We start from the raw sequence: 16,838 nt of genomic DNA, 5'->3' as shown, positions 1-16,838 counted from the left end.
GCACTTCCTTGTTTTCGTTAGCGCAATCAAAATTTAGGTTAAGCTAATAAGAGCGCAGGGTGGATGCCTTGGCACTAAGAGCCGAAGAAAGACGTGATAAGCTGCGATAAGCTACGGGGAGGAGCAAATATCCATTGAGCCGTAGATTTCTGAATGGGGAAACCTAGCTGAGAAAACCTCAGTTACTGTATACTGAATCCATAGGTATGCAGAGGGAACCCGGGGAACTGAAACATCTAAGTACCCGGAGGAAGAGAAAGAAACATCGATTTCCTAAGTAGCGGCGAGCGAAAGGGAAAGAGCCTAAACCACGGTAGTAATACCGTGGGGTAATGGACCACAATAACGTGAGTAAGGAACTAAAGTTCCGTAGATGATAGCAGAACGGTTTTGGGAAAGCCGGCCAGAGAGAGTGAAAGCCTCGTACGCGAAATCAGAAGACAGCGAGTGGGATCCGGAGTACCGCGAGACACGAGAAACCTTGCGGGAAGTCGGGGGGACCACCCCCCAAGGCTAAATACTACTTAGTGACCGATAGAGCATAGTACTGTGAAGGAAAGGTGAAAAGAACCCCGGGAGGGGAGTGAAAGAGAACCTGAAACCCTGTGTTTACAAGCTGTGGAAGGTGTGTCTATCTGCTTACCTATCTATAGGAACGCTTATATATGTTAGAATGTGAATTGCTGCGTCAACTTACTCAGCGTAGGCTACTACGCTTGCGTGAGTTTCCTTGCAATTCGCATCCTACCACACATAATCGCTCCTGTGAATAGGCAAGCAGATAGCCATCAACCGCGTACTTTTTGTAGAACGGTCCGGCGAGTTACTTTTGCAGGCAAGGTTAAGGACTGAAAGTCTGGAGCCGAAGGGAAACCAAGTGTTAAAAGCACGTCAAGTCTGTAAGAGTAGACCCGAAACCGGGTGATCTATCCATGTCCAGGTTGAAGCCGCCGTAAAAGGTGGTGGAGGACCGAACACACATCCGTTGAAAAGGGTGGTGATGAGGTGTGGATAGGGGAGAAATTCCAATCGAACCCGGAGATAGCTGGTTCTCCTCGAAATAGCTTTAGGGCTAGCCTCGATTTAGTTTAACGGAGGTAGAGCACTGAATTGCCTAGGGGGCGTCAAAGCTTACCGAAGCATATCAAACTCCGAATGCCGTATAAATAATGATCGGGAGTCAGACTACACGAGATAAGTTGGGTAGTCAAAAGGGAAAGAGCCCAGACCACCAGCTAAGGTCCCAAAGTGAGTGTTAAGTGGAAAAGGATGTGGGATTTCAGAGACAACTAGGATGTTGGCTTAGAAGCAGCCATACATTCAAAGAGTGCGTAATAGCTCACTAGTCGAGAGATCCTGCGCCGAAAATGTCCGGGGCTAAAACACGACACCGAAGCTGTGGAATTGAGAAATCAATTGGTAGAGGAGCATTCTTAAAACGACGAAGCTGTACCGGAAGGAGCAGTGGAGATTTAAGAAGAGAGAATGCCGGAATGAGTAGCGAGATAGAAGTGAGAATCTTCTAGGCCGAATATCCAAGGTTTCCGGGGTAAAGCTGATCTGCCCCGGGTAAGTCGGGACCTAAGGCGAGGCTGAGAAGCGTAGTCGATGGACAACAGGTTGAAATTCCTGTACCTTATGCAGACAGAACTGTGGGGACACGGAAGGGTAGGAAGAGCCGGGAAAGGAAAAACCGGTTCAAGCACAAAGGCGAGTCAGGGAGGCAAATCCCCCGGATGATGCTGAAGTGTGATGAGGAGCGAACCAAAAGTAGCGAAGCTTCCGAACCCAAGCCGTCAAGAAAATCCGCTATTGTTCTGCATAAGCCCGTACCGTAAACCGACACAGGTAGATGAGGAGAGAATCCTAAGGCCGACGGGAGAAGCATTGTTAAGGAACTCGGCAAAATGGCCCCGTAACTTCGGGAGAAGGGGCGCCTGCGAAAGCAGGCCGCAGAGAAATGGCCCAAGCAACTGTTTAGCAAAAACACAGGTCTATGCAAAACCGTAAGGTGAAGTATATGGGCTGACGCCTGCCCGGTGCTGGAAGGTTAAGGGGAGACGTTAGCAGGAACTTTAGTTCCTTGCGAAGCGTTGAACTTAAGCCCCAGTAAACGGCGGCCGTAACTATAACGGTCCTAAGGTAGCGAAATTCCTTGTCAGGTAAGTTCTGACCCGCACGAAAGGCGTAATGATTTGGGCACTGTCTCAACAATGCACCCGGTGAAATTGAAATACCAGTGAAGATGCTGGTTACCCGCGCCAGGACGGAAAGACCCCATGGAGCTTTACTCTAGCTTGATACTGGGACTCGGTAATGCATGCACAGGATAGGTGGGAGGCTAAGAATCTATGACTCCGGTCGTAGAGGAGCCGCTGTTGGGATACCACCCTTGTGTTACTGGGTTTCTAACATGCAGCCGTGAACCGGCTGGTGGACAATGTCAGGCGGGGAGTTTGACTGGGGCGGTCGCCTCCGAAAGGGTATCGGAGGCGCTCAAAGGTTCCCTCAGAATGGTTGGAAACCATTCGAAGAGTGCAAAGGCAGAAGGGAGCTTGACTGTGACACCGACGGGTGGAGCAGGTACGAAAGTAGGACTTAGTGATCCGGTGGTATAAAGTGGGATTGCCATCGCTCAACGGATAAAAGCTACCCTGGGGATAACAGGCTTATCACTCCCAAGAGTTCACATCGACGGAGTGGTTTGGCACCTCGATGTCGGCTCATCGCATCCTGGGGCTGTAGTAGGTCCCAAGGGTTGGGCTGTTCGCCCATTAAAGCGGTACGCGAGCTGGGTTCAGAACGTCGTGAGACAGTTCGGTCCCTATCCGGCGTGGGCGCAGGATATTTGAGAGGAGCTGACCTTAGTACGAGAGGACCGGGTTGGACGAACCACTGGTGCATCGGTTGTCATACCAATGGCACGGCCGAGTAGCCAAGTTTGGAAGGGATAAACGCTGAAGGCATCTAAGCGTGAAGCCCCCCTCAAGATAAGATATCCCATAGCACAAGCTAGTAAGACCCCTTGAAGACGACAAGGTGGATAGGACAAAGGTGGAAGTGCGGTAACGCATGTAGCTGATTGTTACTAATAGGTCGAGGGCTTAACCTAAAAAAGGGTATATGGTGGAAGAGCGGAGTCGGAAGACGAAGCTCTTGGATGTACATTTTCTTGTGTAGGATTTAGTCAATAATATTTATTTGACTAAGTCAACGATTTGTCATGAAATAAAACAGAAAACACCAAAGTAGGATTTCTGTTTTTTCTTATTATAAGATTTAAATCCTATTCCTCGATAGCTCAATGGTAGAGCACACGGCTGTTAACCGTGGGGTTGTAGGTTCGAGCCCTACTCGGGGAGTTTTTAATAAATAATACGGCGACATAGCCAAGCGGTAAGGCATGGGTCTGCAACACCCTGATCACCAGTTCAAATCTGGTTGTCGCCTTGATGAGAAAAGTCTCTAAACCTTTAGATAAGGATTTAGAGATTTTTTTATTGATAGAATATCAGGTGCTAATAAATACAAATTTATTTATATATTTTATTCAACATGGTATTATGATTAATATATAAATTAAATTTGAATAGCTAAGGAGAAGCAATATGAATATACCATTTTGGGAAGAATCCTATAAGGTGGATGATGTTTTTACTTTTGGTATAGAGCCCAACGAAACCTTAGTTGAGTTTGAAAAATTCTTTCATAAATCAGATAAAATTCTTGATGTAGGGTGCGGTGATGGGAAGAATTCATTATATCTAGCAAAGAAGGGGTTCACGGCTGTCGATGCGTTTGACATATCGGAGAACGCTATAAACAAATTGCTGAGATTGGCAAGACAAGCAGATGTTAATATAAATGCATGGGTAGATAATTTATGTGACTTTCGATTTGAGAAAGAATATAAGTTAGTTATTTCATTTGGAACACTTCATTTTGTTAAGAAAGAAAATTGGAGAAAGTTCATAAAAGATGCAAAAGAGAATACAGCGATCGGTGGATTACACATTATTCAGTTGTTTACTGATAAGGTACCAGCTTCACCGGATATTGCCCCTTATGCTATCGGTATGGCCTCTGATGAGGAAATAAAGGAATTATATAGTGATTGGAATATTATTCAATTCAAGTCTTATATATTTGAAGATGAACATCCTGGTGTCCCAAAGCATTTACATGCATCAAATAAAATTGTGGCTCAACGTATCAGATAACTTCAATACAACGACCGTAATAGAATATAACTGTAACGGTAAAATAATCCCACATCTTGAAAGGAATATAGAATAGGATTATTCTAATCATAGATTTAAGATCGGAAACTAGGATATACAACTGAGTAGTATACAGGAGGAAATATGATGAAGAGAGAGATAGCAAAAGTAAGTATTATTGGAATGGGTGCGTTGGGATTGCTGTATGGATCCCATATTGCTAAGAACCTTGGGATAGAAGCAGTTGATTTTATTATGGAGGAGGATCGTCTCAAAAAATATAAAGATCAAAAGTTTTATTGCAATGGAGAAGAAATGCAGTTTGCTTTGACAAGGGACAGTGAAGCTGAACCGGCAGATTTATTGATCGTTGCCGTTAAATACACCGGCTTGGAAAAAGCTCTTATCTCCATGAAGAGATGTATAGGGCCGGACACCATAATTTTATCCGTACTGAATGGGATCTCCAGTGAGAGAATAATCGGAATGCAGTATGGTATGGACAAGGTTATCTATACGATAGCACAAGGTATGGATGCAATGAAGTTCGATAATAAGCTGCAGTATACCCGGATGGGGAAATTGCATGTTGGAATTGTGGATAATGGTCAGCAGGACAAATTAAATCGTGTAATTTCCTTTTTTGACAAGATAAATATACCCTATGAAGTGGAAGAGGATATCCTGCATCGTTTATGGAGTAAGTTTATGCTAAATGTTGGGGTTAATCAGACCTGTATGGTCTATAATACCAATTACGCTGGAACACTGGTTTCTGGAGAGCCTAATCGTACAATGATTTCTGCTATGCGCGAGGTGATAGCTGTTGCAAATGCAGAGGGAATCAATCTATGCGAGTCCGATATAAATTACTATATTGATATTATTGGGACACTTAATCCGGAAGGAACACCTTCCATGGGCCAGGATCGTATTAATCGAAAACCATCAGAGGTTGAGCTGTTTTCTGGGACTGTGATTCAATTAGCTAAAAAGCATAAGATATATGTACCGGTCAACGAATTTCTGTATAGAAGAGTAAAGGAGATTGAGAAGGAATACCTGTGAGATGAGATAGTGAATGAGAAATGGTTTTTGCTTATGTTACTGTTATCAATATAACTCGGCTATAGTGGGTAAAAATTATATTTCATAGTTGACAAATAGAAATAAGTACCATATAATCCATATTAATCCTACAATCCATATATAAATACTATACAATAGAATTTATAATGATAATGAATAATTGAAGATGGGAAATATGCGATACTATTTTGATATGAAGGAAGGAGAACATATGAATATAATTATTATCGGGGGAAGTCGAGGAATAGGAAAAGCAGCAGCAAAGGAACTTATACGGGATGGACATCGGGTGTTACTAACCGGAAGAGATGAGACAACGCTGATCAATACACAAAAGGAGCTGCAGGCGGGAACTCTAATACTGCCTCTGGATGTTACGCAGCCTGATAGTGCAGAGAAGCTACTTGAGTTTACGAAAAGAGAAAACTTCCTCGCAGAGGGTTTGATTCTAAATGCAGCTAAGTTTCCTGATCAGAAAACAGCACGTTCGGTTATTCAGCCAGAACCGGAGGAGCTACTATCAATACTGGATGCGAACCTCGTTAGCCATTATCGATTGGCTCGGACCTTCTTACCACAGCTGCCTCAATATGGTCGTATTATTATCATAGGTTCTACTGCTGGTATTCGAAGTGATAAGGGAGGCATCTACGGAATTTCCAAGTGGGCATTACGTTCCTATGCTTACAATCTTCGAGAGGAAGCGAAGCAATATAATATCGGAGTATCCCTGATAAATCCTGGTGGTACCTTTACAGAGACGAGAAAGAAGGAACACGATGAGGACACCTCACTTTTGGAAACTTCGGATTTGGGTGTTTTGATAGCCACTCAATTTCGTCTATCAAAGCAGGCGGTTATAGAAGAACTATCGATAAGGCCAATCACAGGAGATTCTTATTGATCTGAAGCTTATACTGACTTCTCACAGAGAGACTTGTTAAGTATGTAAAATCCTTTATCATAATTAAATTAAATATAGCATAAAGGCTGCTGTACGATATGTATTGAAGCTACGGGAAAGGAAATAGTTTATTCATTACTGTAGCACATAATATGTACAGCAGCCTTTCTATTTTTATAAAAGCTATTCCCATTCTTCTTGGTATTTTCTCCTCGTGTTGTTGAAGATGAAACGGTATAAATCTTAGTACCATAAGAGGCGCCTTTGCTATTATAAAGCTGTCCTACATTGCTCAAAGCAATTTATGCTTAGTGTCGGATAAACGATTTGTTTTATCTTATCGGGAGCATCAATATCATATATGAAAATTTCTTTACAACATTTGTAGTATACTATAAACTATAACAAAAAGCTGGGTAAGAATATACGAGGATTATTCCATATTTATTGTAGTCATAAGGAGGCATAATAGATTGCTAAAAGTTAATTTTTATAATGATATAGAAGATAGTCAGCTAAAATTTGCGGTCATTGTTTCGAAACATCAAGGGAAATGGGTGCTGTGTAAGCATAAGAATAGAAACACCTATGAATGTCCAGGAGGCCGTAGAGAACAGGGTGAAGCGATCTGGGCAACAGCAAGAAGAGAATTATATGAGGAAACTGGTGCCAGGGATTATGCTATCCAACAGATATGCATATACTCTGTGTGTGGTAATGACGGAGCAATTGAGAATAATACGGAGTCATATGGTATGTTATATTATTCCGATATTAAAGAATTTGATAAATTACCGGATTTTGAAATTGAAAAGGTTGAATTCTTTGATCAGCTCCCGGATAACTGGACCTATCCGGAGATTCAACCTGTTTTATTACAAAGGGTTGAAGCATACTTACAACACCGGTAGGATTACATATGCTGTAGTTCATTATAAGGCTTGCAGCCGTAATATTAAATGGGAGGAAGTTCAATGATTGTTAGCGTTAGTCGGAGAACAGATATTCCAGCCTTTTACAGTGACTGGTTTATGGATAAAATTGAACAGGGATATTTATATGTTATGAATCCATTTAACCGTAAGCAAGTGAGTAAAATCATATTAACTCCCAATACAGTAGATTGTTTTGTGTTCTGGACGAAAGACGCAGCTCCCATCATAGACAAGCTACCCATATTGGATGCCAGGGGGTTTAAATATTATTTTCAATTCTCGTTAACACCATATAACAGAGATATTGAACCGGGAATAAAGGATAAGAACCAGGTGGTTCATACATTTATTCGGTTGTCAGAGTTGATAGGGAAAGAGAAGGTAATATGGAGATATGATCCGATACTCTTAAGTAATCAATATAACAAAGAGTATCATTATACCATGTTCGAGAAGCTTTGTAAGAGACTAAGCGGTTATACGGAAAAATGTGTGATTAGTTTTATGGATATGTATACAAAGACGGAAAGAAATACCAGAGAGCTGGGACTAATCGATATCACCGAGGAGGATATGATTGAGATTGCCGCTAAGCTTGCTTATATAGCAGGCAAATATGGACTATATATTGAAACCTGTACAGAAAGAATAGACTTATCCTTTTTAAATATTCAGAAAGGAAAATGCATCGATGATAAGACAATTGAAAGAATTCTGGGCTGCCCGATTACTGTAAAAAAGGATGATACGCAGAGAGAAGCATGTGGCTGTGTGAAAAGTATTGATATAGGACAGTACAATACCTGCAAGCATTTCTGTGTATATTGTTATGCGAATTATAACCGGGCTCAAGTTATGGAGAATTGTGAAGCTTATGATATACACTCACCTCTGTTAATAGGAAAATTGAAAAATGATGAGACGATTACGATAAGAGAGATGAAAAGTATAAAATGTAAAGAGAGCAGCGACCAGCTTAGCTTTGATTTTCTTAACGAAATGCGGTAACAACAAAGGAGAAGACGAATGATACGAATACATAATGATATAAAGATAAAAAACGTTAATAACGTGGTAAACGATAAAACTCCAAGTGTTTCTGGGATTGTGAATCAGGAATGCAAAGGGAAATTGTGGGTCGACAATATTGACACACCAAGAATTGCGATTGCTGAATCCTTTGCAACAGGTAGCTTTTCTATTCTTGGGAATTATGAAACAGAGGAAGAATTTCTTTCTTTACAGGATTTCTTAGAAAATGATTTATTTATTCAGTTAAAAAAAGACGGATATGTATGCTTTGAATTCTCTATTGACGGTCCGAGCATGCGGGAAAAGATACTGAATATGTTCAAGGACAGATCAATTCAATCAGAAAAAGAATATTCTTTCCGGGCATATCGGGTACCTCAAAAGCCTCAGAATATTCCACGAGAATATCAAATACGTAAAGTGGATCGAACCTTCTGGGATTTACTATCTGAGGGGAAATATAAAAATGAGGATTTCTTAAAAGTTCGATTGCTGGAATCTTGGAATTCCTTTGAGGAGTTCATGAGTAAAAGCATTGCTTATTGTACCATCTTTGACAACAGAATTGTTGCTGTTATGGTTGGGACAGCCAGCTATAAGAATGTAATACCAATTGATGTTGAAACAGAGGAAAACCATAGAAGAAAGGGATTGGCATATGCAATGGGAACAGAGTTTATAGCTGATTGTATTAATAATCATTACATTCTTCAATGGGATTGTGTAGAATCCAATCCGAACTCCTATCAGTTGGCAGTAAAGCTTGGATTTGAGAAGATGAGCGAGAATACAGTTTACTGGTTCGATATTTAGAATATGGAGATGATGCGACATCCCAATTATATTATTCAACAGCCGTAGTATTAATACCTGTATTTACTCGGAGTCACGGTCATTGGTGATGTCGCCGTTTCCACTAACGGGAATAACCTCACCCAGATAGGTGGGTTCCGGGCCAATAATAACATTAAAGAAGTCCTTTGCTCTTGCCAGAACCTCTCTTACATCACGGCTACTTTGCCCGACATATTCACGGGGATTGGAAGCAACGCCATATGCATCAAGCCCAAGCTTATCTGCTACATATAATGCTCTATACAAATGATATTCCTGAGTAACTATGATAATCTTTTTTGCCTCGAAAATATCTCTTGCCCGATATAGACTTTCGTATGTTGAAAAGCCGGCATGATCCATGAAAATATCGGAGGAAGGAACACCTTCATTGATGGCAAATTCTTTCATTACATTTACTTCGTCATAATTCTCCCTTCCATGGTCTCCGCTCATCAGCAGACGATTCGATGCTCCCATATTGTAAAGAGAGATTCCAAACTTCAGTCGATCTTCGAGCATATGTGTTGGTTTGTCTCCCCATACGCCTGCTCCGAGCACGAGAATACAATCAACATCATCTAAGCTGGCCGCCTGCTCAGAGGAAAGGATATTCTTCTTTGTAGAAGCCTTCATATAACCATTGATACAGAATACGACGATTACTCCCAATGCACCCAGTGATACAATCGATATACATATCTTAAAAAGTTTCTTTTTCATAGAAGACTTATGCATTTTACTTATCCCTTACTTTCATATATAACGGTAATGTTGTCACATATATTAATATAGCACAGGAGATAAGAAAATAAAATAATTTCCAAGTTATTATTGCAGGAAATAATTGAGTTCCTTACAGCTTATTAGTTTATTCCCAATACAACAGGAGGAGCTCGCAGAAGCTTTGGAGGGAAGGATAAGTATAATATGGACAGTATTTCATAATCAGATAATATAACCAATATTTATATTAAACATTCCTAATATATATTGGAGTTATATCAGATAATATGATACAATTCATCCTGAAGTCAGAGCAACGAATATGAAGGGGGAAGGGTTATGAATATCAAATGGAATGCACAGGGATATACGGATAACTTTAAGTTTGTACACCAGTATGGAGAAGATGTTCTGAATTTATTGGATGTTAAAAAGGGTATGCGGATACTCGATCTTGGCTGTGGGAATGGTGAATTAACGAAAAGAATAGCGGATATGGGAGCGGATGTAATTGGAATTGATGCATCAAAGGAGATGCTGGAGATTGCGAGAGTGAAATATCCGGAGTTAACGTTTATCCAAGAGAATGCAACTAGCTTTACTTTAGATGAGCCTGTGGATGCAGTGTTCTCAAATGCAGTATTTCACTGGATTGATCAACAGGATGCTTTGCTTGACTGCGTCTCAAATGCTCTTAAGCCGAATGCTTATCTGGTATGTGAATTTGGTGGTTATGGTAACACACAAACCATTCACCATGCACTGGGAGAGTCATTTGAAAAAAGAGGATTAGAGTATAATATGAATTTCTTCTTTCCCACAATAGGAGAATATACACCGCTTCTCGAACGACATCTTTTGAAACCAGTGTATGCAAGCTTATTCGATCGGAAAACCGCACTCGTGGGAGAAGAAGGTATGATGAATTGGATTAATATGTTTGTTGCAAAACCTTTTCAGAATATGGAGCATGCAATGGCGGAAGAGATCAAAAAAGAAGCCGTAGAGAAGCTGAGACCTATTTTATATGAAGATGGAGTATGGTATGCAGATTACGTACGTATTAGACTAAAGGCTCAGAAAGTAGAGAAAATAAGATAATGCTTGTATAATGGATGACATAAACAGCAATAATGACATTATCATATTCGATTAAGTCTATTGCTAAGTATATAAATTAAATTGTAAGAAATAGTCTATTATGAAAATAGAAAAATACGGGTAAACTATTGACGTATTTGAGTCGGATTGTTATAATAAAGTCACTGTTTCATAATAGAATATGGCGACATAGCCAAGCGGTAAGGCATGGGTCTGCAACACCCTGAGCACCAGTTCGAATCTGGTTGTCGCCTTGATTAGAGAAGTCTCTAAACCTTGAAAATACTAAGGTTTAGAGTTTTTTGTTGTTTAGATTATCCTTGACTAATAAATACTCTTGATGTTAATGAAGTTTAAAAGAACACCAGTAAAAGCTACCTAGATTTTTATGCTTCATATTAGGTGCAAACGAAACGGTTCATTGTATTGAAATAAAGGTTTCAATATATGTAAAATATGATAATATATTAATAACTATAAATGGAATTGTCGATCAAATTTTCCTATCAAATCAAACCAGGAGGTGATAGTACGCTAGACGGTCATATTCATATTGAACGAGGAGAATACACATACGAATGGATAAATCAATTCGTAAACAAAGCCGTTGAAAAGCAATTAGATGAGATATGGCTTCTGGAGCATTGTTATCGATTTGAAGAATTTACCCCTATGTATACTTCTGCTTGTGCTTATAGTGATTATATAGATACATGGTTTCATAAGAAAGCAGGAGTTCTGAAGCTGGAAAGCTATTTAAAGCTTATAAAGCAAATTCGAAATACTTGCTTTCCTGTTAAGATTAGATTTGGTCTTGAAATATGTTATTTCAAAGAGTATGAAGAGTTTGTAGCAGAATTAACGAAAGATAAAGGCTTTGATTTTCTTGTGGGAAGCGTTCATTTTGTTGATAATTTCGCCTTTGACCATAAGGCGGAGCATTGGAATGGTATTGATGTCGATAAAATATATCATCGATATTTCGAAACATCTATTTCGCTTGCTCAGAGTGGCATATTTGATGGAATAGCTCATCCGGACTCGATTAAGCTTTTTGGACATACGCCATCCTATTCACTAACAGATTATTATGAAAGGCTGGCAAAGGAACTTTCGAAGAATAACATGTACGCAGAACAAAACAGTGGAGTATTTCGACGTTGTCCGGATACCGCTTCGTTAGGTATGAATGAGGAAATGTTAGAGATAATGAAAAAAAATAATGTGAAAATCATTACCGCGTCGGATGCTCACTGTCCTGAAGATGTTGGAGATCGAATATGGGAATTTGATAATTATTTAAGAAATAATTAGGTAAAATACGGCTGTTATCAGTTCGAGAGACTGTAAATCAGTTAATAAAAATACCTTAGGAGGATAACGTATGTTTAGATCAATATTGTAAATTTATGTTAAAGGTAGTGACGAAGCTTTTGAATTTTACAAAAAAGCGTTCGGTGCTGAGATAGGTTATCAAGATGTAGATGAAAATGGTGTTGTAATACATAGAGAGCTTAATGTATGTGGACAGGCCATTGCGATTGGAGAAGCTAAAGATACCACCAGAGCAGGTGGAGAAAAAAGAATAACAGGCAACACCATGCAGTTTTGCATCCAATTTGGAGAAGGTAATGAAGATAAGGTGAAAAAGGCTTACGATACCTTACGCGAGGGAAGCGAAATCATTACACCATTTGGAGAACTGATTTTCTGCCCTTGTGGAGTGGAATTAATCGATAAATACGGTGTATGGTGGTGCCTGTTTGCATAAGAACTATTTGTTGTTACTTAATGTAATTCTATCCTCGTCAGAGTACTTCGGATGCTTTTTCTTATAGAGATATACAGATCCAAGGGATAGCCATAAGATGCTCATAATAAATTGGGCACCCTCTCTCGTAAGAGAGTTCATATAAATCAACTGACAATCATCAAATAGAAAATGATATATGTTTGATATGAAAAGGAGGAACCCTATAAATCCCAATGGTAAGAATAAGAGAGTGCTGGATTTGTCATCTAAGTCAAAGGCATCCGAAAGTAATAGTTCAATTTGGCATACAACAATAGCAAATACAATTAACAGAATATGTCCCCATTTACCTTCTACCAGAGAATATCCTTCCTCAGTAATTGATGAGAATTGAAATAGCGCATCAAAAAATATACAAACAATCAATATGATAAAGCCATGCTTAAATGCATTTCCACGTAACAATAATTGTCGTTCATCAAAATTTTTACACCTCATTACCGTTTTCCTCCCCAAATAATTCATCCAATGATTTTCCAAGTACTTTACAAATCGTTTTACTAAGCTTTATGGAGGGGCTGTAATCTCCCCGTTCAATTGCGACAATTGTCTGCTTACTTACGCCTACTGCTTCAGCAAGCTTGTTCTGTGACATATCTAAGGTAATCCTGGCAGATCTTAAATTTGAATTAATTGGCATATCATCACCTCCAAAAGGAGTGTATCATATTATTTGCTATATGTCAAGTATATATGACATATAGCAATATAAAAATGACAGAAACCAAATCATCACCAGAAAAAATGCACCTAAGAAAACAATAAAGGATCCATCCATCCGATAACCAAAGAAAAGGGCAGCAGTTCCATACACTAATATGAGAGAGATTACGGAATAAAGAGCATTAATTGTCACCTGTACTAATAATATCAGGGATGGGCTTATGGGTGTTACTTTAAAACGTTTCAAAAGTTTTTTATTTCTATAATCTGATACTACGAGGGGTAATCCCATTACTCCAGATGCACATACTCCAATGGATGCAACTGCACCGAAAGACTGCGCCATGAAGGTGTACTCGGCTCCGTCAAAAGCAGGCTTTGAGCCATAAATAATACCAAGTATAAAAGTAATCACTACCGGCATTGCGATACCGAAGATAACCATGTCCATTCCTCGCAACGACAGCATTAATTCAGTTTGAAACATTGTTCGAAATGCTTTCATCAAATTCATCCTTCCTTTCCTGTATATGATCCTAAATTAACAGACTTCTTTCTCTGTGTACCAAAGGTATGCGTCCTCAAAACGTTCACAGGGACTTTGACGTATGGCTTCTTCCACGGTTCCTTGAAAAATAGTCTTACCATTATTGAGGATGGTAAGATTGTCACACAGAGCTTCTACCTCATCCATATAGTGAGATGTTAAGAAGATTGTTAATCCGTTTTCTTTCATGGAAGTCAGACAGCTCCACACATCTCTTCTGGCACGGGTATCCAGACCGGTAGTTAATTCGTCTAAGAATACCACCTCCGGATTCGCAATCAAGGCTAGAACGATGAATAGACGCTGCTTTTGTCCTCCGGAAAGCTCACTGATCATGCTTTTCTTCTTGTCCACCAGGTGAAATTGTTCTAGGAGCTCATTGTAATCGGATGCTTCTTTATACAGAGATTGAGTCACCTTACAAAGTTCAGCTACCGTAATTTTCTCCTGATAATTAGACTCCTGGAATTGAACTCCAACATGTTCAAACAGCCTTTTTCTATCTTTGATAGGATCCATACCAAGAATCGTTATCTTTCCGCTGTCATATTGTCGAGTGCCTAATACGCATTCAATGGTAGTACTCTTCCCGGCTCCGTTTGCTCCAAGTAAACCGTACACTTCACCGCGTTTTACGGATAAGGACAGGTCGTCCACAGCCTTTAGTGGACCGTAGTATTTGGTTAGATTTTCTACATTGATTATTGTATCCATGCTTTACCTCCTATTAGTAGTATGAATAATAAAATAACACCAACTTTAAGGTTGGTGTTATAATGGAGGGTTAAAAATATGTTATGGAAACTAAGGTTAACTAATGGTTAATAATATTAACGGAAGTTAACAATAAATCCATTGTTTTTGAAACAAAGAACGAATAAAATGTGATTATCACTAGTGATTAAATGTCTATTTTTAGAGAATGTAAACCCGTATTATAAGCGGAAGCTTCTCGTAGGATGATAGCCATTACAAGTAATAAAGGAAGCATAAAAAGGAGGAGTTATGAATTCAATCAATATAGGAAAAGTAATTGCATCAAAACGAAAAGAAAAGGGAATCACACAGGAAGACTTAGCGAATCATATAGGAGTTACAAAACCGGCAGTATCAAAGTGGGAATCGGGACAAAGCTATCCTGATATTGAATTTCTGCCAGTTTTAGCTGCGTATTTTGATATTACAGTGGATGAATTAATCGATTATGAACCGCAAATGACCAAGGAGGAGATTAACACTCTATGTAGGAAGTTACGGGAAAAGCTGAGTGAGGATACCTTTGAAGCTGTTTATTGTGAATGTAAGGAGTATATCAGAAAGTACTTTTCTTGTTGGGAACTACAGCTACAAATAGGATTATTACTACTGAATCATGTGAATTTGGCAGCAAATCCGGATAGGTCTAAGAAAATAATGGAAGACATCATGAAAATATTTGAACGCGTTGAAGCAGCTTCTAAGAATGGTAACCTTGCGAAGCAGGCGTTGGTGTCTCGGGCAATATGTTATCTTTGTCTTAATCAACCGGATTCTGTAATTGAGATCCTTGAGAACCTGAATGAACCTCTGCCGATGCGAACAGAGGGTGTGCTGGTTCGAGCTTATCAAATGAAAGGAGATATGGAGAAAGCAAAAAAGTATCTTCAAGGAACTACTTACGTTAATTTAATCTCCATACTTAATTCTGCGCAGGATTATTTTCATATCTATGCAGATAGCCTGGAGAAAATAGACCTATACTATCAACTTCTAAGTACATTAGGGGATTTGTTTGAAATAGAGCAGATGCAACCCATACTGCTTACGCAGTTACACTTATCTGCAGCTATAACATATGCAGGGTTAGGGAGAAAGGAAAATGCATTGGATGCATTGGAGAGATATGTCTCCTTGTTAAAGTTAAACAAGGGAAATTTCAGCTTTCATGGAAACAGAATATTTGATGCCTTAGAAGATTTATTTAGCTCCATAGACATTGATGTAGCTTCTCCCAGGAGTAAGGAGACGATTCAGAAGGACCTGAAGCATGCGGTGATTGATAATCCGGTATTCTCTGAGCTGGAGGGTGAGGAAAGGTTCAAAAGGATTAAGAAGGACTTGGAGATATTATAACGAAGTATGTTGGGGTAATAGGTTTAGATAAGGTAATAAAAGTATAATAGTTATTCTTCGGCTGATATATGTTATAAAAGATGATACACAAAGTATTAATTTAATACTAATACCTTGTGTATCATCCTTCATTGCTATTTGTATGACATGATATGTTGATTAGTTATAGCCAGTTAAATATTTTAATCATAAGATCCCAGATCATTATTATTTCCCCCTTTATGGATATTTATCATTTGTATGGACTCTGATAAATATTCTAAGGGAAATAATAATATTAGCAATAATTGTACCTTTATATGGTGGTTATGTAACCTTAAACGGTTAGCAGTATACTCATTTTAACCTATTCTCATAGAAGCCTTGACTGTTACGCTATCGGCATTATCGATTAAGCGAAAATCACCGTCGTATGCCTTAATCACATCTTTAATATTTTTAATACCATATCCATGATTATTTTTATCAGATTTTGAAGTGGTTATATTCTTTGTAAGTCTTGGCCTATTAATTTGTGTGGGATTTTTTACTGCTATTTCAAAAAATTTTGTGCCGCATCGGATATCAATCTCTATAATTTTAGATAACCCTTCATCGGCTAGAAGGGTTGCTTCATATGCATTTGATAATATGTTTGATATCACAGTACAAAGATGCATTTCGTTTATAGACAATGAGTTATTAATATATCCATTAACTTGAATGATAATTCCTGCCTCTTTTCCGAGATTACTATAATAGTTTATAAATGCATTTAGAATATCATTTCCAGTGTCAAAAACCCATGTATTATTTTCATAAGTGTGGTATATTGTTGTCCCGCAGATTAGAAGCTCCTGTTCCATGCAGTTTATTTTATCCT

General features: G+C 38.9%; 15 protein-coding genes, 3 tRNA genes, 1 rRNA gene and 1 pseudogene. 14 read left to right on the top strand and 6 right to left on the bottom strand.

Annotated features, from left to right (window positions below; genetic code table 11):
- The first annotated feature begins 36 nt into the window (after positions 1–36).
- From H0486_RS17165 to H0486_RS17125, 9 genes are all read left to right on the top strand, one after another.
- Positions 37–3,112 (top strand): 23S ribosomal RNA (locus H0486_RS17165).
- A gap of 178 nt (positions 3,113–3,290) precedes the next feature.
- Positions 3,291–3,362 (top strand) — tRNA-Asn (locus H0486_RS17160).
- Positions 3,363–3,379: 17 nt separating this feature from the next.
- Positions 3,380–3,450, top strand: a tRNA-Cys gene (locus tag H0486_RS17155).
- A gap of 158 nt (positions 3,451–3,608) precedes the next feature.
- Complete coding sequence (locus tag H0486_RS17150) at positions 3,609–4,220, top strand: methyltransferase domain-containing protein (RefSeq protein WP_228354155.1); 612 nt, start codon at positions 3,609–3,611, stop codon at positions 4,218–4,220.
- Between the two features lie 144 nt (positions 4,221–4,364).
- Positions 4,365–5,288, top strand: a complete 924-nt coding sequence (locus H0486_RS17145) for a ketopantoate reductase family protein (RefSeq protein ID WP_228354154.1) — start codon at positions 4,365–4,367, stop codon at positions 5,286–5,288.
- A 232-nt stretch (positions 5,289–5,520) separates the two neighbouring features.
- Positions 5,521–6,213 carry an SDR family oxidoreductase gene (locus H0486_RS17140; RefSeq protein WP_228354153.1) on the top strand — a complete coding sequence of 231 codons (693 nt, stop codon included), beginning with the start codon at positions 5,521–5,523 and terminating at the stop codon, positions 6,211–6,213.
- Between the two features lie 473 nt (positions 6,214–6,686).
- A complete protein-coding gene (locus H0486_RS17135; RefSeq protein WP_228354152.1) occupies positions 6,687–7,124 on the top strand; it encodes an NUDIX hydrolase in 438 nt (145 codons plus the stop codon).
- A gap of 63 nt (positions 7,125–7,187) precedes the next feature.
- Complete coding sequence (locus H0486_RS17130; RefSeq protein ID WP_228354151.1) at positions 7,188–8,156, top strand: DUF1848 domain-containing protein; 969 nt, start codon at positions 7,188–7,190, stop codon at positions 8,154–8,156.
- A gap of 18 nt (positions 8,157–8,174) precedes the next feature.
- Positions 8,175–8,993, top strand: a complete 819-nt coding sequence (locus H0486_RS17125; RefSeq protein WP_228354150.1) for a GNAT family N-acetyltransferase — start codon at positions 8,175–8,177, stop codon at positions 8,991–8,993.
- Positions 8,994–9,056: 63 nt separating this feature from the next.
- On the opposite strand, the gene H0486_RS17120 is transcribed toward H0486_RS17125, so the two are convergent.
- Positions 9,057–9,752 carry a SanA/YdcF family protein gene (locus H0486_RS17120; protein WP_228354149.1) on the bottom strand — a complete coding sequence of 232 codons (696 nt, stop codon included), beginning with the start codon at positions 9,750–9,752 and terminating at the stop codon, positions 9,057–9,059.
- 327 nt (positions 9,753–10,079) lie between these two features.
- On the opposite strand from H0486_RS17120, the gene H0486_RS17115 reads away from it, so the two are divergent.
- The 4 genes from H0486_RS17115 (at position 10,080) to H0486_RS18500 (ending at position 12,612) form a co-directional block, all read left to right on the top strand.
- The gene (locus tag H0486_RS17115) at positions 10,080–10,841 is read left to right on the top strand and encodes a class I SAM-dependent methyltransferase (RefSeq protein WP_228354148.1); all 762 of its coding nucleotides are present in this window, start codon (positions 10,080–10,082) and stop codon (positions 10,839–10,841) included.
- 183 nt (positions 10,842–11,024) lie between these two features.
- A tRNA-Cys gene (locus H0486_RS17110) sits at positions 11,025–11,095 on the top strand.
- A gap of 226 nt (positions 11,096–11,321) precedes the next feature.
- Positions 11,322–12,155, top strand: a complete 834-nt coding sequence (locus tag H0486_RS17105; RefSeq protein WP_228354147.1) for a PHP domain-containing protein — start codon at positions 11,322–11,324, stop codon at positions 12,153–12,155.
- A 91-nt stretch (positions 12,156–12,246) separates the two neighbouring features.
- Positions 12,247–12,612, top strand: a complete 366-nt coding sequence (locus H0486_RS18500; RefSeq protein ID WP_323163574.1) for a VOC family protein — start codon at positions 12,247–12,249, stop codon at positions 12,610–12,612.
- A 3-nt stretch (positions 12,613–12,615) separates the two neighbouring features.
- Here the strand turns inward: H0486_RS18500 and H0486_RS17095 are convergent, their stop codons facing one another.
- The 4 genes and pseudogenes from H0486_RS17095 to H0486_RS17080 all read right to left on the bottom strand — a co-directional run bounded on the left by H0486_RS17095 (position 12,616) and on the right by H0486_RS17080 (position 14,578).
- Complete coding sequence (locus tag H0486_RS17095; protein WP_228354145.1) at positions 12,616–13,092, bottom strand: hypothetical protein; 477 nt, start codon at positions 13,090–13,092, stop codon at positions 12,616–12,618.
- A complete protein-coding gene (locus tag H0486_RS17090) occupies positions 13,082–13,294 on the bottom strand; it encodes a helix-turn-helix transcriptional regulator (RefSeq protein WP_228354144.1) in 213 nt (70 codons plus the stop codon). Before H0486_RS17090 ends, H0486_RS17095 begins: the two co-directional genes overlap by 11 nt.
- Before the next feature lie 75 nt (positions 13,295–13,369).
- Positions 13,370–13,822 (bottom strand): annotated as a pseudogene (locus tag H0486_RS17085) (ABC transporter permease); the annotation flags it as partial.
- Between the two features lie 36 nt (positions 13,823–13,858).
- On the bottom strand, positions 13,859–14,578 hold the full coding sequence (locus tag H0486_RS17080) for an ABC transporter ATP-binding protein (protein WP_228354143.1): 720 nt from the start codon (positions 14,576–14,578) through the stop codon (positions 13,859–13,861).
- Positions 14,579–14,869: 291 nt separating this feature from the next.
- Here H0486_RS17080 and H0486_RS17075 point away from each other — a divergent pair, with 291 nt between their 5' ends.
- Entirely contained in the window at positions 14,870–15,976 is a 1,107-nt protein-coding gene (locus tag H0486_RS17075; RefSeq protein WP_228354142.1) for a helix-turn-helix domain-containing protein, read from the top strand.
- 341 nt (positions 15,977–16,317) lie between these two features.
- On the opposite strand, the gene H0486_RS17070 is transcribed toward H0486_RS17075, so the two are convergent.
- Entirely contained in the window at positions 16,318–16,821 is a 504-nt protein-coding gene (locus H0486_RS17070) for a GHKL domain-containing protein (protein WP_228354141.1), read from the bottom strand.
- Positions 16,822–16,838 lie beyond the last annotated feature (17 nt).

Source organism: Variimorphobacter saccharofermentans, from assembly GCF_014174405.1.
In the GTDB taxonomy this organism is placed as follows: Bacteria; Bacillota; Clostridia; order Lachnospirales; family Lachnospiraceae; genus Mobilitalea; species Mobilitalea saccharofermentans.
This window is presented reverse-complemented; position numbering and strand designations above follow the sequence as displayed.